The organism is Microbulbifer bruguierae (genome assembly GCF_029869925.1).
Classification (GTDB): Bacteria; Pseudomonadota; Gammaproteobacteria; order Pseudomonadales; family Cellvibrionaceae; genus Microbulbifer; species Microbulbifer bruguierae.
In genome coordinates this window covers 4,217,492-4,237,021 of sequence record NZ_CP118605.1, presented here as the reverse complement: position 1 = coordinate 4,237,021, position 19,530 = coordinate 4,217,492, and the positions used below count along the sequence as shown (strand labels likewise).

The window sequence follows — 19,530 nt, the reverse complement described above, 5'->3', positions numbered from 1 at the left end:
ACAGCCCTGCGCCCATCTTCCCCCCCCAACCAGTGTGGCCACACATTGAAGACCGGCACGTGCCGGTAGGACGATATCGGATATTTATCGGTATGCAGTACGCCGAACTTTTCTGTCAGAGCAATTTTTCATTTCTGCAGGGTGCCTCACACCCGCAGGAGCTGATCGCGACCGCACACAAGCTAGGCTATAGCGCCATCGCCATTACCGATGAATGCTCCATGGCCGGTGTAGTCCGCGCCTATTCCGAGCTGCAAAAATGGAAAGCCGAGGGCAGCCAGCTCAAGCTGATATACGGCAGTTTTTTCCGGCTCGAGGATGCAAACCAGCAACTGGTATTACTGGCCCCGGACAGGGCTGCCTACAGCGAAATCTGCCAGCTGATCAGCACCTCACGCCTACGCACGGAAAAAGGGCAATACCAGACTTTTATCAGCGATATCACGCAACACTGTCAACGTGCTCTCTGCCTTTGGCTGCCCTCCAGTATGTCTCTGGAAATTCCATCAATACTGAAAATCCACTTCAAGGACCGGCTCTATATCGCCCTCAACAATCGCCTGCAACCACAACACAACCTGCACCTGCACGAGCTGATGGAATTTTCCCATGTACAGGCTCTGCCACTGGTCGCCACCAGCGCGGTACTGATGCACAACCGCAGCCGCAAACCGTTGCAGGATGTGCTCAATGCCAATTACCACAACTGCACTCTGGATCAGCTGGGCTACCACCTGGAACAGAACGCCGAGCGCTATCTGCGATCCCTGACGGAAATCGAAAGCCTCTATCCTGTCAACGCCATCGCGAATACGCTCGCCATTGCCGGGAAGTGCAACTTCTGTCTGTCGGAACTGCGCTATCAATATCCATCGGAAGTACTGCCGGCCGGTAGGAATGCCAGTGACTACCTGCGCGAGCTGGTACAGGCCGGCATCAGGCTCCGCTGGCCCCGGGGGCCGGAGCCGCGGATTCGGGAGCAGATAGAAACCGAGCTGGCACTGATCGCAGAACTACACTACGAGCATTATTTTCTCACCATTTACGACATCGTCCGCTTTGCCCGCACTCAGCATATTCTTTATCAGGGCCGCGGTTCCGCCGCCAATTCGGTGGTCTGTTACTGCCTGCTGATCACCGAGATTGACCCACACAAAATCGGCCTTCTGTTCGAGCGTTTTATCTCTCGTGAACGCAACGAGCCACCGGATATCGATGTGGATTTCGAACACGAACGGCGCGAGGAAATCATCCAGTACATCTACCGCAAATACGGCCGCGAGCGTGCCGGACTCGCGGCCACCAAAATCACCTACCGCTTCAAAAGCGCACTGCGAGATATCGGCAAAGCCCTGGGTCTCAGCGCCGCCACGATCAAGCACCTGCAGGCGGAGCGTACCTGGTGGGACAAACTGGAAGATTTCCCCCGGCAAATGCACAAAGCCGGTATCGCTCCAGGCAGCACCGCGGGCAAAATGCTGCCGGTATTACTGGAACAGATCTACGGCTTTCCCCGGCACCTGTCCCAGCATGTGGGTGGTTTCGTGATTACTGAACAACCACTGCATCAACTGGTACCGATTGAAAATGCGGCCATGGATGAGCGCACTATCGTGCAGTGGGACAAGGAAGATATCGAAGACCTGAAACTGATGAAGGTAGATATCCTCGCCCTCGGTATGCTCACCGCCCTGCGTAAATCCCTTGCGTATATATCCCTGTATGGCAAAAAAATGCGTTTACAGGACATTCCTCCGGACTGTGGAAAAACCTATGAAATGCTGTGTCGGGCGGATACCGTCGGCGTGTTCCAGGTCGAGTCCCGCGCCCAGATGAGTATGCTGCCGCGCCTGCAACCGCGCCGATTTTACGAACTGGTGATTGAAGTCGCGATCGTGCGTCCGGGCCCCATCCAGGGCGGCATGGTCCACCCCTACCTGCGGCGCAAGCAAAAACTGGAGGCCCTGCGCTATCCCCATGAAAGCCTGCGCCCGGTACTGGAGCGCACCCTGGGAGTACCAATTTTTCAAGAGCAGGTAATCAAGCTCTCCATGGTCGCCGCAGGCTTTAGCGGTGGCGAGGCGGATTCCCTGCGTCGCGCCATGGCCAGTTGGGGCAAGAATGGCAACCTGCTCCAGTTTCGGGAAAAGCTGATTGATGGCATGCTCGCCAATGGTTACAGCAGCGAGTTTGCCGAGCAGCTGTTCGAGCAGATGAAAGGTTTCGGCTCTTACGGCTTCCCCGAATCCCATTCCGCCAGCTTCGCCCTGCTGGCCTATTTTTCCGCTTGGATCAAATGCCACCACCCAGCCGCCTTTTACTGCGGCCTGCTCAACAGCCAGCCCATGGGTTTCTACGCACCCGCACAGCTGGTGTACGACGCCCAGCGCCACAACGTCACCGTGCTTCCTATCGATGTGCAGCACAGCCACTGGGATCACACCCTGGAATTTCCGGCGTCTCGCAGCGGGCGGGATGCCAGTACCCCACGACTGAGGCTGGGCATGCGCCTGATCAAAGGGCTCAAACCGGAAACCGCTGAGGCCATCGCCGCCCAGGCTCAACAGCGGCCCTTCACCAGTCTGCAGGACTTCCATTGCCGCGTCGCCATTGCCCCGGAGCAACGCGCCGCCCTCGCCAGTGCCAACAGCTTCCACACCCTGGAGGAAAACCGCTATCAAAATACCTGGCAGGCCCTGAGCTTGCAGCTGGAAAACCTCCCCGCCAGTACTCACCTTCCGGATAACTCCCTGGAAGACAATACCTACAGTGATTACACCAGTACCGGTCTAAGCCTGCGTGAACATCCCATCGCCCTGCTGCGCAAACAACTCCAGTACCGCAATCTCTACCGGGCCTGCGACCTGCCAGATTGCCGGGACGGCCAGCCGATTAAAATTCTGGGACTCACAACCTGCCGACAACGCCCCGGTAGCGCCTCGGGGGTGATGTTTCTGACACTCGAAGATGAAACAGGGGTAGTCAACGTGGTGTTGTGGGAACAGGTACAACAGCGCTACAGGGCGGAAATCAAGGGGGGAAATATCTTATTGGTAGAGGGGCAATTGCAGATCAGTAGCGAAGCAGGCGGGAAAAGCTATTCCGTAATTCATCTCGTCGGGCGCAAGCTGCACTGCCTGAAGTGGAGCGAAATCCAGAGTGTCAGAAGCTTCCACTAAAAGTCTGTTCTGTGCTTATTAGTTCTGTGCTTATTAAAAACTCCACGAAAGATCCGTCGTCCCGGAAGAACAAAAGATCCTAACCCAGTCCATTTCCCTCAGCAGGTATTTTTTTGTTGGCTTCCTTTATGGCCTCAAGCTCCAGTAGTTTGATTGCCCTTTTGTGCCCCAGATACAGGATGAACATTACAAACACCAAACTGAAAATGACGCAGATACTCAAAAATGTCCACAAATTGACTTCCATGCGCAATCTCTCCCTATTCTGATTATTGGTTGGTTTTTCGTATTTTTATGCGAGTGCAGGACGCAACCGAAGAGTAAACAAAGGTGTACCGATCAACCAAAGTCCTGCTTTTCCATCCACGGAATAATCCGCTCAAAGGCACGTTCGATATTTTCGATTGACGTCGCGTAGCTAAACCGCAGTGCATTGCGGCTGCCCTCACCGAAGGTATCGCCGGCAATGGTGCAGACACCGGTTTCCCGCAACAGACGCAAGGCAACATTATTGCCATTCACCCCGGCAGGTAAAGCCGGAAACATATAGAAGGCGCCCTCTGGAACATAGCCTTCCAAAAATGGGGTTTCGTCCACCAGTTCTACCAAACGATTACGGCGCCGTTTATACGTATCCACCACATCGCCAATAAAACGACGGTCTCCTTTCAATGCCGCCACCCCGGCCCACTGGCAGGGCGTGTTGGCCACCGTAGTGGTAAACATATGGTAGCGACGCAACTTGCGAATTGCGCCCTGGCTGGCAATCAGCCAGCCGATACGCATGCCCGCCATGCTGAATGTTTTGGAAAAGCTGCTGATCACCATCACATGATCCAGGTCCGAGCAGCAGGACAGCACACTGGCGTAATTGTGGTAACCGCGCTCGTCGTAAATCAGGTGGTCGTAGACTTCATCACTGATGACGTAGATCCCGCGATACGCGGCTTCCTGCACAATGGTTTCGACAGTTTCCCGCGGATAAACGGTTCCGGTAGGATTACTGGGCGAGTTCAGGATGATCGCGTGGGTGTTGCTGTCGATTGCATCAATCACTTCCTGCGGGTCCAACTGATGATTGTTTTCCGCCCTCGTCGGGATATATTTCACCTCCCCGCCGTTCATACGGATCAGTGGTGCGTACAGCATGAACGAGGGATCCGGCACAATAAATTCCCGCCCCGGCGCGGATACCGCGGTAAGCGCGAGATAGATGGCTTCGGTGGCACCGGTCGTAATCAGTATGTTTTCCGGAGACAGCGCACGGCCAGAGCGCTCGCCATAATATTCCGCCAGCGCGTCCAACAATTCCGGCAACCCCGCATCCATGGTGTAGCCGGTCTGGCCTGCATTGAGTGCATCCACTGCAGCGTTCACCACATGCGGTGGTGTGGGCGCATCCGGTTGCCCGATGGAAAGGTGGATCACATCCTCCATGGACGCGGCCATATTGACCATTTTGCGGATACCGGGCACTGGAATGGTCAGTAATGCAGGATTCCAGACCGGATCTTCCGACTCGTAAAAATCGAAATCCAGCCGGCTCACGGATTTGCCTCCAGCTGACCGCCCTGCGCTGTGTGCGCATAAAACAATTCCGGGCGCGTGTCCGTCAGCGGCGCCGCCAGCTGATACGCCTGGGCCGCCCGTAGAACAGCGGCATCGTTAAAACGTGCGGCCACCAACTGCAGACCAATGGGCAACCCTTCGCGATCAAATCCACAGGGAACGGAAATGGCCGGTTGTCCGGTCATGTTGAAGGGATAGGTGAACGGCGTCCAGGATGGCCAGCGGGTGCTGGGCCAGTCTTCCGGTACTTCGCGACCGGCCTTGAAAGCAGTAATCGGCAAGGTGGGCGTCAGCAACAGATCGTATTTTTTGTGGAAGGCCGCCATGCGCTCACTCAATGCCGCGCGTTCGTTCACGGCTTCGAGATAGTCGAGCATAGACAGTTGCGCCGCCTTTTCGGAAACCGCCACAAGTTGAGGATCCATATCCAGGCGCTGTTTCTTGCCAACACCGCGCAAAGCATTCGCCGCACCGCCATAAAAAAGATGGCCGAAGGCGGCCAGCGGATCATCAAAGCCCGGAGCCACTTCCGTTACCTCCGCCCCCAGGGATTGCAGAAGTTCGGCGGCATGGCGCACCGCCTGCTCCACTTCCGGATTGACATTGACATAACCCAGCGTGGTACTGAAGGCAATATGCACACCGCGTAGCAGCTCCTCCGGCTCGCCATCAATTGCCGCCAGGTAGTCGATATTACGGCGGGGAACGGCATTGGTATCCCGACAGTCCGCTTCGGTCAATACATTCATCAGCAGTGCGCAATCTGCCACGGTCCAGGTCATCGGGCCGGCGTGGGCGAGTGTGCCAAATGGGCTGGCGGGCCAGTGAGGGACCTCGCCAAAGCTGGGTTTAAGGCCGACCAGTCCACTAAACCCCGCGGGGATACGGATCGAGCCGCCGGCATCGGTCCCCAGCGCCAGTGGCCCCATACCCAATGGCACCGCCGCGGCACTGCCACCGCTGGAACCTCCGGCGGTTTTGTCCGGATTCCAGGGATTGCGGGTTACGCCATCGACGGGATTATCGGTAACCCCCTTCCAGCCGAATTCCGGCGTAGTGGTTTTCCCCAGCGGAACGGCACCGTGGTGACGGAGGGCAGCCACGCTGGGGGCTTCCTTGCCCAGGGTAGAGTTGGGGTCAATCGTCTTTGAGCCCTTGATTGTAGGCCACTGGGGAGTGAGAAATACGTCCTTGATGGCTACGGGTACGCCGTCAAGCAAACCTTTGATATTTCCCGTTTGATAACGCTGTTCCGACTCACGAGCGCTGGAGAGTGTGGTTTCCGCATCAACCAGGTTGTAGGCGTTTACCACCTGATTACACCGTTCGATCTGCCTGAGCATGGCCTGAGTCGCATCTACCGGGGAAAACTGTTTTTCGCGATACCCCTTGAGCAGATCCAGCGCGGTCATACTGAGCAGATCTTCCATAGTTACTTTCTCCTTATTGCGAGTTCCTTATTGCGAGCACAAGATCATTGGTCGAACTTATGGCGGTACAACCAGCTCAATAGCTATTGCCACCAAGCCTCGACATCAAACCTGGACACGAATGGTTTTTGCAAAATTTATTGCAAACCAACCCCTATCCTAGCTCCACTTGGCGCCTATTTGACGAAATTAAGGCAAATTCGCGTCGAACAAGCCGCCCCGATTACTCCCGATTGAAATTACCACCCTCTCTCAGCACGCCATCCAAACGGCCTATCCGGGTTAAAGGCGATCCGGGTAAAATCTCCGGCATCTGCATTCGGAATACCTTTCTATCGCGCTTGCGAATTCCCCACAGCGTGTTTGCAGGGCCACTTCGATCCCAGGCCAGGCCCTGCCCGTGGATCTCTGGCGCTAATACGGTGGAAACCCACTGCAATGCGGCGCCCTGTTCCGGCAACTGAACTACGTAGATTTCCGGGTGATCATGCCCGGTAAGATAGAGATAGCCGTCCGCTCCCCAACTTCCACCGGAATTACTCATCGGTGCGATACGCTCGAGAATACTCGCAGGTAGAGTCCAACGCTGCAGAACCCGGAAGTCGTCATCCATTTTCACCACCTGGGTATTGATCGTCTGCCCGTAGGGGTGGTCCTGGCCGCGCTGAACCTTGTCGTAGTTGCCGAAACCACCCCACCAGAATCCCTGCCACCGATCCAGCCAGGTAAACGAGCCCAGGTCGATACCGAAGCTGTGGCTGCCCACATGCTCAAGCGTATTGGTATCCCAGATTTCTACCGAGCTGGCCATCGGCCAGGCGGGATAATTCGAGTGCGCCGCATACAGCTTGCCATTCCAGACCACGCCACTGTCCAGATGCACCAGTGGGCCCGCGTCACTGATCCCATCCCACTGAAGAATGGCCTCGCCAGATGTTTTGTCGTGTTTGGTGATACGGAAATTATTGATCGCGTAGAAATGATTGCGGTCTACCGCGACCCCCTGACGGGCGTCAAAGGTGTCAAACACTACCGTGTCCAACACCGTTTTTTTATCTTCAGCCCAACACGGCGAGGCGGAGACGGTCGCCAATACAAGTACAAACAAAAAAATAAAATAATTCACAGCAATTCCATCCATCATAAAAAAAGCCCCCCGGAATCGGGAGGCTTGATTAACCGCGAAACGATCAGAACGCGTAGGTAGCGCCCAGATAGTAGCTGGAACCCACATACTCGTACTCGGTATTCCAGCGTTCGTTGCCGCCCTGGAATTCCGTCGTCGGTTCATTGTTCAGGTTGTTGATATCCAGATAGACAGAAAGTTTATCAGTAGCGACATAGGACGCGCGCAGATCCCAGCGCCCGAACTCCCCCTGATCGATATCGTCCGACAGGTCTTCCAGGTTATTGAGATCGGTCAGGAACGAAGCGTTGTAGTTGTAAGTAAGGCCCGCATAGAAACCGTAATTTTCGAAAAACAGGGTAAAGCTCTGAATTTCTTCCGGTTGCCCCTCAAGCTTGCGGTTAACCCCCAGATTGCTGTCGAAAAAAGTCGCATCGATGTTCGTATAGGAAAAGCTCGCCCCCAACCCATCCAGGGGTGCCGGCAGATTGCTGAACTGATGTTGTACGTTGAACTCGTAACCGGCGACATCGGCAGTATCGGAATTCTTGACCGTGCGCACGGTAAGTTCTTCAACGCCGTAATCGCTTCCCAGATATACGCCACCATCCACCAGCACTTCATCATTGACGATGATGTTGTCGATATCCTTGCGGAACCAGGCCAGTGACACCACGCTCGACTCGCTGGGATACCACTCCACGGAAAAGTCGTAATTATCCGCTTCATAAGGTTTCAGGTCAGGATTGCCGATCGACAGTAGCGCATCACCATCATCGTCGATGGAAAAACGGGAAACCGCGCTCAGGTCCGCGTAATCCGGACGACCCATACTGGTGGTGTAGGAGGCGCGAGCAATCAGGTTATCGCGAATGACATACTTGGCCACCAGAGAGGGCAGCAACACATCGCTGTTCCCGGATATAGCGATATCCGAATATGCGCCCTCGGCATTCCGCTGTTTCGCGCTGGAGCGAATATCCGTCTGTTCATAGCGCAGACCGACAATCAGGTCCAGCTGATCCAGACTGAAGGTATTCATCCCATAGATCGCCGAAGTATTCTCTTCTACCAGGCGATCCCCCCCTAGAATGGCCGCGCGGTTATCGGCTTCACTGAACAGGCCCGGGTCGCTTTCAAAGAGGCGGTTCAGCGCGCTGAGATCAAACCAGAGGTTATCGCGCATCTGGCCGTCCACATCGTTGCGGAAGCTGCCACCGGTTACCGAGTAATCACGGATTGCAACCCGGGCCACATCATACTCGCGACTATTGAAATCGAACTGCTTTTCACTTTCGGTGTATTTCACACCCATCTTCAAGGTGGCGTCTACGCCGGCGACACGGTACAAATGCTCCGCATCGAGTTTGAAGCTCCGCGTATCCTGTTCAACGCGATCATCCTGAAGCCCCATGGAATGAAAGCGCAGGTTGTCTGCAAGATTGTGCTGTGTACCCCCAGCACTGAACTCCACAACCCCTTCGCCATTGATGAAAAACGCATCAGGGCCGAGTTCCACACTCCCGAGCTGGCGGAAGTCCCACTCAGAATTGGTCTCGCGCAGTTCGCTGCGGCTGATATTGATGCCGTAGTCAAAATGCCAGGTATCCAGGTCAGTGGTTGCCGCGAGGCTGAAATTGGCCAGTTGCTTTTCCGTGTCCTCACGACGTACATCGGCACGGACATAGCTCGCGCCCTCGGCCATGGTTACGGTATCTCCGGCGGTTGCCAGAATCAGGTCGGCATCCGGCTCTACCCCCTGGCGGAAGCGGTTGCGATGCTGAAACTCTTCGAAATTACTGTAAAAGCCCTGCGCCAGAATATCCGTACTGTCATTCAGGCGATATTCCAGGCCACCGATAAGGGTGGCACGATCGCGGCCGACAACATAGTAGTTATTCTTCGACTGCTCCGGAAATGCCAGGCCATCAATTACTGTCCAGTCGTCCTGATAAATTCCCTGGGCCAGATATTCCCTTGCGGTTGAGGATGCGCCCAGGTTCCAACCCAGTTTTTCAGAAAATTTCCCGGATGCGGCGACATCAAAATTATGCGGATTTTTACCATCATAATAAGGGTTATCCTGATCCGCCTCTTCCATTCCCATACGAACATTGGCAGTGGCTTCAAACCCTTCCCCCGCCAGTGGGCGCTTGGTGACAATATTGATCGCACCACCAATACCTTCCCCGTCCATATCCGCGGTCTTGGCCTTGTAGACTTCAACCCCCTGCAACAATTCACCACCGAGCAAATCCAGCGGCATGGAACGACCGCTGCCATCCTTTTCCGGAGAGCCGGTAACAAAGCCGTTTACGTTCACCCGGTTCCAGTCCGGTTTGATGCCACGAATCGAGGCAAAGCGTCCCTCGCCCTTTTCAATAAGAATCGAGACACCCGGCAAACGGTTCAGGGATTCCGCCGCATTCTTGTCCGGTAGCCGGCCAAGTTCATCGGTGGCCAGCGCGTCCATTACCACCGCACTATTGCGCTTGATATCCAGTGACCGGGTACGCGCAAGGCGCTGGCCGGTCACACTGATTTCCTCCAGCTGTGCTTGTCCGGGATCAGCGGATTGCTGCTGCGCAAACGCTGTGTTGCCACTCGCCAGAATGGCCAGTGTCAGTGCGGATAGCGGAAATGAAAGACGAGAAACTGTCATGATTGCCCCCAAATCGTATGTGCCGTAAAAGGTGGGGTCTTGGCCCCACCGTGTGGTGGACGGAACAATACGCAGACAAAATGACAAAGATGCGCCACTTAGGTGACGGTAGAGTGAAAAAATGGTTACGGGATGATTGGCAACTAGTTAACCGGGGGTGGCATATCCAAAGCGTACGATTCAGCCAGCCCGCGAAGATCTTCCACGATGGTTGGATAGAGTTCCACCCCGTTTCGCAGTTGCTCCTTTCGCAACTGCCACGCGCGCCGTCCAGGGATACGAACGGCGGAATCATCATCGCTGTCACAGGCTTCCCACAACTGCATTAGCGCTCTGGTCTGACGTAGAAAATTTTCACTATTACCAAAGGCTGATGGATCAATGATCTGCAGAAATACCGAGTTGGCTTCATCATCATCGGCCACCATATCCCCACGACCATACCCACCGAGTCCCATGGATAAAACTTCCAGCATGGCCGACAGCGCTGCGCCCTTGTAGCCGTGATCAACACCCCCAACCGGCAGGATGCTACCCCCTTGCGCAAACGCCTGCGGATCATTCGATAAATTGCCATCACTATCTTTTAGGTACTGCTGGGGCAGCATGTTTCCTTCTCGTGCAGCACGAGACACATAGCCGCCCGCAGTTACCGACATACTGATGTCAAACAACAGCGGGTAATCCCCTGCCGGGGCACAGAAGGCGATCGGGTTTGCGGAAAACAGCGCGGTTTTACTGCCCTGTGGCGAAACCGTATGCTCAGCGGGCGTCGAACAGGTCAGGATACCCACACAATTGCCCTGGACGATTTTCGGAAGGTAGGCCGCCAGGCAGGCAATATGCTGGCTGCGGCGAATGGTTGCAGTGACCACACCATATTCACCCGCCCGCGCCAGCGCCTGGTCAATCGCCAGGTTGACAACCCAGGGCCCCGGCAGAAACTCGGCATCCCAATTGAAACAGTTGCCGCGATCCGCCAGCACATGGGGTTCACCACGTTTACGCGAAGCGCCACTCTGCAGCCAGTGCAGGTTACTCGCAACCCGGTTCAAGCCATGCGTAGTGAATCCCATCAGATCCGCCTGCAGGAATGTATCTGCCATAACATCCGCACGATCCGACTCCAGTCCCGTACTTGCAAACAGTGCACTGGCGAAACCTTTCAACGCCTCTGCACTATAGCGATCGCTCATGTAACTTTCTCCTGGATGTCACTCAGTGATCTGAAACTTTTCCCCTAAGGGACTTGATGGCTCCGCGCCGCGTTTTTTTCTGTAGGCGGCGCTCTTTCGAGCCTTTGGAGGGCTTTGTGGGGAGGCGTTTTTTCGGGGTTTTCAATGCGCTGGCAATCAATAGGCGCAGACGCTCCAGTGCATCCTCCCGGTTTTTTTCCTGGGTGCGAAAGCGCTGCGCCTTGATGACCACCACACCGTCAGTGGAAATTCGCTGATCCCGCATCTCCAGCAGACGCTGCTTCACTTCCGCAGGAAGCGTAGACGCGGCGATATCAAAACGCAGGTGTATCGCGGACGAGACCTTATTGACATTCTGCCCACCAGCCCCCTGCGCCCGCACTGCGCTCATTTCTATTTCGTCCAGAGACAAAGCCACATGGTTAGAAACGTTGAACATATAGACCCTGGCTCATATTTCCTAAATTCATACCCTGTATGATCGACTATGCTAATCCCGAAAGGCGCAAATTTATACCGCCCCACAGGCCACTGCGCCCTATATGGACCAGCTCATGAGTGCACACACTACCGAACAGCAAGCCCATTTCAACCCCCCGGTATTTTACGCCGCCACCGCAGTCCTGTTACTGATGGTCACTTATGCGGTCATTTTTCCAGAAAATGCCACGACCAACTTCAAAGCGCTGCAATCCTGGATCGTGGTCCACATGAGCTGGTACTACGTCCTGGTAGTGGCCATCATACTGATCAGCACCGTCGCCATCGCCATGTCGAGGTTTGGCGAAATCAAGATGGGGCCCGAACACTCGGAACCGGATTACGATTTCACCTCCTGGTTCGCCATGCTGTTCTCCGCCGGCATGGGCATCGGCCTGCTGTTTTTTGGCGTGGCCGAGCCAGTGATGCACTACTTGGAACCACCGGTGGGAGAAACCGGTACGGTATACGCCGCGCGCGAAGCCATGGTGATCACGTTCTTTCACTGGGGGTTTCACGCCTGGGCCATCTACGCCATCGTGGCCCTGATCCTCGCCTACTTCAGTTACCGACATAAACTGCCACTGACCCTGCGCTCGGCCCTGTACCCGTTGATCGGCGAGCGGATATACGGCCCTATCGGCCATGCGGTGGACGTGTTCGCGATCGTTGGCACCGTTTGCGGGGTTGCCACGACACTTGGCTACGGTGTGCTGCAAATCAACTCCGGACTCAATCACCTGTTTGGCCTGCCGGTAAGCCCCGGGATTCAGGTGGTACTGATTGTGGTCACCACTCTTCTCGCTACGGTTTCCGTGGTGCTCGGCCTCGATGCCGGTATCAAGCGCCTGTCGCAGCTGAATATGGTCCTTGCCGGCATTCTGCTGATCATGGTCCTGCTACTGGGCAGTACCATTTATCTACTGCAGGCCTTCGTACAGAATTTCGGCAGCTACCTTTCCGAGATTGTTGGCAAAACCTTTAACCTGTTCGCCTATCAGCCTACCGACTGGCTGGGAGGCTGGACCATTCTCTACTGGGGCTGGTGGATGTCCTGGTCGCCGTTTGTAGGCCTGTTTATTGCGCGTATTTCCCGCGGACGCACCATTCGCGAATTTGTGGTCGGCGCAATGCTGGTACCGGCGCTGGTGACCATGTTATGGATGACGTTCTTTGGCAACTCGGCGATTCATATGATCCTAGACCAGGGCCTGACCCTGCTGGGAGAGATAGTCGCAAAAGACCAGTCGGTGGCCCTGTTCCAGTTTCTTGAGCAGTTTCCGTTTTCCTCGGTATTTTCCTTTGTCGCGGTGATCATGGTGGTGGTGTTCTTCGTCACTTCCGCGGATTCCGGGGCGCTGGTCGTCAATATGCTGTCGTCCCACGGGCGCGACGATACTCCGCTGTGGCAACGTATTTTCTGGTGTTTCCTGATCGGTGTCGTGGCTATTGCACTGCTGCTGGCCGGCGGGCTTGGATCCCTGCAGACAGCGGTTATCGCCAGTGCCCTGCCCTTTTCCGCAATTTTGCTGGTCGCCATCTATGGTTTGGTCGCAGCGCTGCGCACCGATACGGTCAAGCGCATCACCCAGTCCGCGGTGGTCGCCCCCATCAGTGCGCACAACCCCGTAAGCTGGCAACGACGTCTGAAGAACGCCCTGCGACTGCCCTCGCTTTCGGAGGTACGTGAATATATCCGCGAAATTGGTGAGCCTGCACTTGAAGAATTCGCGGCTGAAATACGAAAAAATGGTTACCAGGCTGTTGTAACCAAAGGCGAAAAACGGTCTGTACAACTGGAGGTACTACAGGGCGATGAAGTCAGTTTCATCTACGGCCTGCACCCGAAAGCCACGATAAAGCCAGATGCGGTCAACCCGGAGCAGGAACTCGACGACAGTTTTGACGATGGCTCTCCAGACAAATATTTTCGCGCGGAAGTACACCTCTATGAAGGTGGTCAGGATTATGACGTGATGGGCTGGACCCGGGAGCAGCTGCTCACCGACATGGTGTCTCAGTACGAACGACATCTGCAATTTTTGCACACGCTGCGCTAACGCTTTCCAGCGGCATGCCATCCTGGCACCGATTGAAATTAACGCGTCTATCATGATGCAAGATGCAATATCCATTATAAAAAAGGCGAGCCTCTGGCTCGCCTTTTTCATTTTTCACCTCGAGTGTCGAATCAGTGTGCGCTGGCCTCTCCCGCCCCTTTCGGGAAACGGATATCCGCCACCAGTTGCTGCACCTCTTTCGGTGCTTCCGCAGTAAAGCGTGCCACCACCACAGCAACCGCAAAGTTCAACAGCATCCCCAGGGTTCCAATACCCTCCGGGGAAATCCCGAACCACCAGTTTTCCGGCGTGTTGGCCGAAGGATCGACGAACTTGAAGTAGATGATATACGCCGCAGTGAAGGTAATACCGGAAATCATGCCGGCAATGGCCCCTTCCTTGTTCATGCGCTTGCTGAAAATCCCAAGAATAATTGCGGGGAAGAAGGAGGACGCCGCGAGTCCGAAGGCAAAGGCCACCACCTGTGCCACAAAGCCCGGTGGATTGATACCCAGGTACCCGGCGATGCAGATTGCCACCGCCGATGCAATGCGCGCGTAACTCAACTCCTGCTTGTCACTGATATCCGGCATCAGGTTGCGCTTCAACAGGTCATGGGATATCGAGGTTGAGATCACCAGCAAGAGACCAGCAGAGGTGGACAGTGCCGCGGCAATGCCACCGGCGGCAACCAGGGCAATCACCCAGGCCGGCAGGCCCGCAATCTCCGGGTTTGCCAACACCATGATGTCGCGGTCGATGGTCATCTCGTTACGCTCATCGCCGGAATAGAACATCTTGCCATCGCCATTCTTGTCTTCCCAGGAAATAAGCCCGGTGTTTTCCCAGTTACTGATCCAGCTCGGCGCTTCTTCATAGGCGGTGCCCTGGGCGTCCGTTCCGTTGATGGTGTCGATCATGTTGACCCGGGCAAAGGTGGCGATCGCCGGTGCGGTGGTGTACAGCAAGGCGATGAACAACAGCGCCCATCCGGCCGATTTACGCGCGTCGCGCACTTTCGGCACGGTAAAAAAGCGTACGATCACGTGAGGCAGACCTGCTGTGCCCACCATCAGCGCTGCGGTAATGAAGAACACATCAATGGTGCTTTTGGTCCCGGAGGTGTATTCGGCAAAGCCGAGCTCCGTTGACAAACCGTCGAGCTTGTCGAGCAGATAAGTCCCGGAACCATCGGCCAGTTCGGATCCAAATCCGATCTGCGGGATCACATGCCCGGTCATCATGATGGAGATAAAGATCGCCGGCACCAGGTAGGCACAGATCAGTACGCAGTACTGAGCGACCTGGGTGTAGGTGATGCCTTTCATGCCGCCGAGCACCGCGTAGAAGAATACGATCGCCATGCCAATGACAACGCCGGTGGTAATGTCCACTTCCAGGAAGCGTGAGAACACCACGCCCACGCCGCGCATCTGCCCAGCCACATAGGTAAAGCAGACGAAAACCGCACAGATTACTGCCACGGTGCGGGCGGTGTTGGAATAGTAGCGGTCGCCGATAAATGCCGGCACCGTGAACTTGCCGAACTTGCGTAGATAGGGTGCCAGGCACAGGGCCAGTAACACATAGCCACCAGTCCAGCCCATCAGGTAAACAGCCCCGTCGTAGCCCATAAAACTGATCAGGCCCGCCATGGAAATAAACGAGGCTGCGGACATCCAGTCCGCCGCCGTCGCCATGCCATTGGCCACAGGGTTGACGCCGCCACTGGCTACATAAAAATCGTGGGTTGACCCGGCGCGCGACCAGATCGCAATACCGATGTACACCGCGAAGGTCGCACCGACAATCAAAAAAGTAAGGGTTTGAATATCCATGATCTGCTCCTACTGACCGAATTCTTCTTCGAGTGCATCTTCGAACTCTTCCGGCTCTTCATGATCCTCGTGTACGTTGTACTTGCGGTCGAGCTTGTTCATCTTCACCACGTATACGACGATCAGTGCCAGGAATACATAGATGGATCCCTGCTGGGCAAACCAGAAACCGAGTTTGAAACCGCCGAGGCGGATCGCATTCAGTTCATCGACAAATAGAATGCCGCAACCGAAGGACACCACAAACCAGACGCACAACAGCGTAAGCATCATGCGCAGGTTTTCCTTCCAGTAGTCATCGGCGTGTTGTTCACTTTCGAAACTCATGGCGAATCTCCACAGTTATTGTTTTGGGTTTAGAAGACGTATTTCACGGAAAACTGCAGTCGTTGCAAATCACCGCTGTCATCGGCCAATAAGCCGCTGGCATTTTCCACTTCCTTACGGGCGAAAATGTACTCGCCGCCCAGTGACAACTTCGGCATCGGTGAGTACATCAGATTCAATTGCGCGCTCTGATAGGCGCTGGGAGTCATGTCACTGACAAAGCCGGGGTTATCGGCAGCGGTCGCCGACAACACCAGATTGCTGCGCCACTCTTCGCTCCAGAAGTGGCGCAACGCAATAAAACCACCATGCTGGTCAATCAGTTCAATATCGCCATCCACATCGATGATTCCAGCGCGGTAACTGTTGAGCCCCAGATAGCGACCCAGCGCGTTTCCGTAGCTGTACATAAAACGGATATCGTCTTTGCCAATAGGCATCTTGCCGGCCAGACTGATGGCGTATCCGCGCCGGGAATCCTCGTCCGCGCCATTTTCATAGGCCAGTTCCCGGCTCATGGAAGCGACGGAATAGCTCAGATCGCCAACGCTATTGTTGTAACGCAATACGATATCCGGGGTGCGGTTATCGTCATACGGATTTTCCGCACCGTTATACAGCGTGGTGGCGGGGTTTTCCGCCGCAAACTGGATCTGTCCACTGCCCACTTTGTGCGAGTAGCGCAACTGTGGCTGGCGTTCGAATATGGTGCCCACCGGCCCCACAAAATCCAGCCCCTCCGGCAGCGCGCCGACATTGAAAAAGGTCGACCAGGTCTGCCCCGCCAGAAGACTGCGGTTCTCATCCATCTGCCAGTCTACGTAGGCATGGCGCAAACGCTGCGCGTAGGAATTGCTGATGCGCTCATCGCCCTGACCGCCCGCCATGGCGTCGATTTCGAGGTGAGTGTTTATGGTGCCGGCACCGGATTCGGTGCTCGACTTGATAAACAGCCGCGTAGACTTCGCATGGGCGTGGTAGTGAATATCGCCACTCTCTCCACCCACCGGTATGGTGGACGCGACAAGGAAATCTTCGCCGATTGCGGCAGTGGCGGAACTGCCATCCGAGTAATCGCTGAAAAGGCTATCCAGTTTGATATAGCCGCCGATCTGGATATTCGTGTCGCCGAAGGTGTTACTGCGTGCGGGCTCCGGGTTTGCCGCCAGTACCTGTTGCCGCGCGGCCAGCTGATTCACCTGCGCCTGCAGCTCAACAATGCGCTGCTGCAGCTGCTCCGCGGTCATATTCTCTGCTTCTGCAAATACTGCCACAGGTAAACCATTCATCATCACAGCCAGCGCCACAGCACCGGCCAGTTTGCAGTTTTTTATTGTTTTTACTGACATAACCGTTGTCCTTGCCGTTGTTTGCCATTTGGGAATCGGAAATCCAAGCAAACAACTTCGCAGAGCACCCCGGTATTAACCATTGGTCTAAAACACGAGGGAATTTAGACCAATGTCTATGCGGTACCCATACTATCTGGCGCCGACCATTACTGCATTTCGACTTTTGTCTAATACGTCCCGCCAAAGGCCCGGTGCCAAAATGCCACCAGCAGAAAGTCTGACAACAAATCTTTAGCGATAATCCGTAGAAAAAATCCGTAGAAAAGGTAAAAAAGAGAGTACCGATGGGAGAGCAGCCAGTGACCAATAACGCAGAAACTTACCTCGTCCCCGCAGAGTACGCGGCCAACAGCCTGTTGGATGAGATGCAGTATTTCGAGCTCTACAAGCGCTCGCTCGACGACAATGAAGGCTTCTGGCGTGAGCAGGCGCAACGACTCGACTGGATAGAGCCCTTTACCCAGGTCAAGGATGTCTCCTTCGCCAGGGACGACCTGCATATCCGCTGGTTCGCCGACGGCAAGCTGAACGTCGCCGCCAATTGTCTCGACCGTCACCTGGCGGAACACGGCGACGATACCGCCATCCTGTGGGTGGGTGACGAGCCCGGCACTTGCCGCGAGATCAGCTACCGCGAACTGCACCGGGATGTATGCCGCTTTGCCAATGGCCTCAAGAGCCTCGGCGTAACCAGGGGCGATGTGGTAACCATCTACATGCCCATGGTGCCGGAGGCGGCAGTGGCCATGCTCGCCTGTGCCCGCATCGGTGCCGTCCACTCGGTGGTATTTGCCGGCTTCTCTCCGGAGGCCCTCGCCGGGCGGATGGACGACGGCCGCTCCCGCACCCTGATCACCGCCAACGCTGGTCGCCGTGGCGGCCGCTCGGTGATGTTGAAGCAGAACGTGGATAAGGCTGTCGCCCTGTGCAAGGAGACCACCGTGGCGCATGTGGTGGTGTTCAACTACACCGACGATCACACCGACTGGAACCCGGCCATTGACCGCGACTACGCCGAATTGATGGCCGCCCACAGCGATGACTGCCCGGCGGAAGTGATGGGCGCGGAGGACCCACTGTTCATCCTCTACACCTCCGGCTCTACCGGCAAACCGAAAGGTGTACTGCACACCAGCGGCGGCTACCTCACCTATGCGTCACTGACCCACGAATACGTCTTCGACTACCGTCGCGGCGAGCGCTACTGGTGCGCCGCGGATATCGGCTGGGTCACCGGCCACAGCTACATTCTCTACGGTCCGCTGGCCAACGGCGCCACCACCGTGATGTACGAGGGCGTACCCAACTATCCCGATGTCACCCGAGTGGCGCAGATTATCGATGATCACCAGATCAATATTCTCTACATCGCCCCTACCGCAATCCGCGCACTGATGGCGGAAGGCAACAAGCCCGTCGCGGGTGCCAGTCTGGAAAGCCTGCGCCTGCTGGGCACCGTGGGAGAGCCGATCAATCCGGAAGCCTGGAAATGGTATCACCGCACGTTCGGCCGCAACCGCTGCCCGATCGTGGACACCTGGTGGCAGACCGAAACCGGGGGCGCCATGCTGACACCCCTGCCCGGTGCCACCGCCCTCAAACCCGGCTCCGCCACCCGCCCCTTCTTCGGCGTACAACCGGCACTGGTGGACAACGAGGGCAATATCCTGGAGGGTGCTGCCGAGGGCAATCTGGTGCTGCTGGGCAGCTGGCCCGGGCAGATGCGCACCGTGTTTGGTGATCACCAGCGTTTTGCCGAAACCTACTTCAGCACCTTTGAAAACATGTACTTTACCGGTGACGGCGCCAGACGCGACGAAGATGGCTACTACTGGATTACCGGCCGCGTCGACGATGTGCTGAACGTGTCCGGTCACCGTATGGGTACGGCGGAACTGGAAAGCGCCCTGGTAGCCCACGAGGCCGTGGCGGAAGCGGCAGTCGTGGGCTACCCCCACGACATCAAGGGTCAGGGGATTTATATCTATGTCACCCTGAACAGCGGCGTGGAACCCAGTGAAGAAATGCGCCAGACCTTGCGCGAATGGCTGCGCTCCGAGATAGGCCCCATCGCCACCCCGGACCAGATCCAGTGGGCTCCGGGACTGCCGAAAACCCGCTCGGGCAAGATCATGCGGCGCATCCTGCGCAAGGTGGCAGCGGACGAGTGCGACCAGCTGGGCGACATCTCCACTCTCGCCGATCCCGGTGTGGTGAACGATCTGGTGGCCAACCGCGCGGCGGCGACTGCCAGCGCATAACAAGAGTTAATCCATTGATCGCAGTGCCGGGCTCGATGTGAACCCGCCCC

At 56.0% G+C, this 19,530-nt stretch carries 12 protein-coding genes; 3 read left to right on the top strand and 9 right to left on the bottom strand.

Going from position 1 to position 19,530, the window contains the following annotated elements; all coding sequences use genetic code 11:
• Nucleotides 1–92: 92 nt before the first annotated feature.
• Complete coding sequence (locus PVT68_RS17280; protein WP_280320290.1) at nucleotides 93–3,179, top strand: error-prone DNA polymerase; 3,087 nt, start codon at nucleotides 93–95, stop codon at nucleotides 3,177–3,179.
• Between the two features lie 339 nt (nucleotides 3,180–3,518).
• Here the strand turns inward: PVT68_RS17280 and PVT68_RS17275 are convergent, their stop codons facing one another.
• From PVT68_RS17275 to arfB, 6 genes are all read right to left on the bottom strand, one after another.
• Nucleotides 3,519–4,727: a pyridoxal phosphate-dependent aminotransferase gene (locus tag PVT68_RS17275; RefSeq protein ID WP_280320287.1), complete on the bottom strand. Its 1,209-nt coding sequence runs from the start codon at nucleotides 4,725–4,727 to the stop codon at nucleotides 3,519–3,521.
• A complete protein-coding gene (locus tag PVT68_RS17270) occupies nucleotides 4,724–6,178 on the bottom strand; it encodes an amidase (protein WP_280320285.1) in 1,455 nt (484 codons plus the stop codon). The genes PVT68_RS17275 and PVT68_RS17270 overlap by 4 nt, the downstream gene beginning before the upstream one ends.
• A 223-nt stretch (nucleotides 6,179–6,401) precedes the next feature.
• The gene (locus tag PVT68_RS17265; RefSeq protein WP_280320284.1) at nucleotides 6,402–7,208 is read right to left on the bottom strand and encodes a hypothetical protein; all 807 of its coding nucleotides are present in this window, start codon (nucleotides 7,206–7,208) and stop codon (nucleotides 6,402–6,404) included.
• Nucleotides 7,209–7,368: 160 nt separating this feature from the next.
• Nucleotides 7,369–9,966 (bottom strand): TonB-dependent receptor, encoded by a 2,598-nt coding sequence (locus PVT68_RS17260; RefSeq protein WP_280320282.1) that lies wholly within the window; start codon nucleotides 9,964–9,966, stop codon nucleotides 7,369–7,371.
• 143 nt (nucleotides 9,967–10,109) lie between these two features.
• A complete protein-coding gene (locus PVT68_RS17255) occupies nucleotides 10,110–11,162 on the bottom strand; it encodes an Ldh family oxidoreductase (protein WP_280320280.1) in 1,053 nt (350 codons plus the stop codon).
• A 22-nt stretch (nucleotides 11,163–11,184) separates the two neighbouring features.
• Nucleotides 11,185–11,601, bottom strand: coding sequence for an alternative ribosome rescue aminoacyl-tRNA hydrolase ArfB (gene arfB / locus PVT68_RS17250; RefSeq protein ID WP_280320278.1), 417 nt, complete (start codon nucleotides 11,599–11,601; stop codon nucleotides 11,185–11,187).
• A gap of 115 nt (nucleotides 11,602–11,716) precedes the next feature.
• On the opposite strand from arfB, the gene PVT68_RS17245 reads away from it, so the two are divergent.
• Nucleotides 11,717–13,702, top strand: coding sequence for a BCCT family transporter (locus tag PVT68_RS17245; RefSeq protein WP_280320277.1), 1,986 nt, complete (start codon nucleotides 11,717–11,719; stop codon nucleotides 13,700–13,702).
• A gap of 131 nt (nucleotides 13,703–13,833) precedes the next feature.
• On the opposite strand, the gene PVT68_RS17240 is transcribed toward PVT68_RS17245, so the two are convergent.
• The 3 genes from PVT68_RS17240 to PVT68_RS17230 are packed head-to-tail and all read right to left on the bottom strand — an operon-like array spanning nucleotide 13,834 to nucleotide 17,216.
• Complete coding sequence (locus tag PVT68_RS17240) at nucleotides 13,834–15,540, bottom strand: sodium:solute symporter family protein (RefSeq protein WP_280320275.1); 1,707 nt, start codon at nucleotides 15,538–15,540, stop codon at nucleotides 13,834–13,836.
• Nucleotides 15,541–15,549: 9 nt separating this feature from the next.
• A complete protein-coding gene (locus PVT68_RS17235; RefSeq protein WP_280320273.1) occupies nucleotides 15,550–15,867 on the bottom strand; it encodes a DUF4212 domain-containing protein in 318 nt (105 codons plus the stop codon).
• Nucleotides 15,868–15,896: 29 nt separating this feature from the next.
• Entirely contained in the window at nucleotides 15,897–17,216 is a 1,320-nt protein-coding gene (locus PVT68_RS17230) for a DcaP family trimeric outer membrane transporter (protein ID WP_280320272.1), read from the bottom strand.
• Between the two features lie 302 nt (nucleotides 17,217–17,518).
• Between PVT68_RS17230 and acs the strand changes: the two genes are divergently transcribed.
• The gene (gene acs / locus PVT68_RS17225; protein WP_280320270.1) at nucleotides 17,519–19,480 is read left to right on the top strand and encodes an acetate--CoA ligase; all 1,962 of its coding nucleotides are present in this window, start codon (nucleotides 17,519–17,521) and stop codon (nucleotides 19,478–19,480) included.
• Nucleotides 19,481–19,530 lie beyond the last annotated feature (50 nt).

Coding starts and splice junctions, on each gene's coding strand:
- arfB (WP_280320278.1), bottom strand. CDS start 11,601: ATGTTCAACGTTTCTAACCATGTGGCTTTGTCTCTGGACGAAATAGAA.
- PVT68_RS17235 (WP_280320273.1), bottom strand. CDS start 15,867: ATGAGTTTCGAAAGTGAACAACACGCCGATGACTACTGGAAGGAAAAC.
- PVT68_RS17245 (WP_280320277.1), top strand. CDS start 11,717: ATGAGTGCACACACTACCGAACAGCAAGCCCATTTCAACCCCCCGGTA.
- PVT68_RS17280 (WP_280320290.1), top strand. CDS start 93: ATGCAGTACGCCGAACTTTTCTGTCAGAGCAATTTTTCATTTCTGCAG.
- PVT68_RS17255 (WP_280320280.1), bottom strand. CDS start 11,162: ATGAGCGATCGCTATAGTGCAGAGGCGTTGAAAGGTTTCGCCAGTGCA.
- PVT68_RS17270 (WP_280320285.1), bottom strand. CDS start 6,178: ATGGAAGATCTGCTCAGTATGACCGCGCTGGATCTGCTCAAGGGGTAT.
- PVT68_RS17260 (WP_280320282.1), bottom strand. CDS start 9,966: ATGACAGTTTCTCGTCTTTCATTTCCGCTATCCGCACTGACACTGGCC.
- PVT68_RS17230 (WP_280320272.1), bottom strand. CDS start 17,216: ATGTCAGTAAAAACAATAAAAAACTGCAAACTGGCCGGTGCTGTGGCG.
- PVT68_RS17240 (WP_280320275.1), bottom strand. CDS start 15,540: ATGGATATTCAAACCCTTACTTTTTTGATTGTCGGTGCGACCTTCGCG.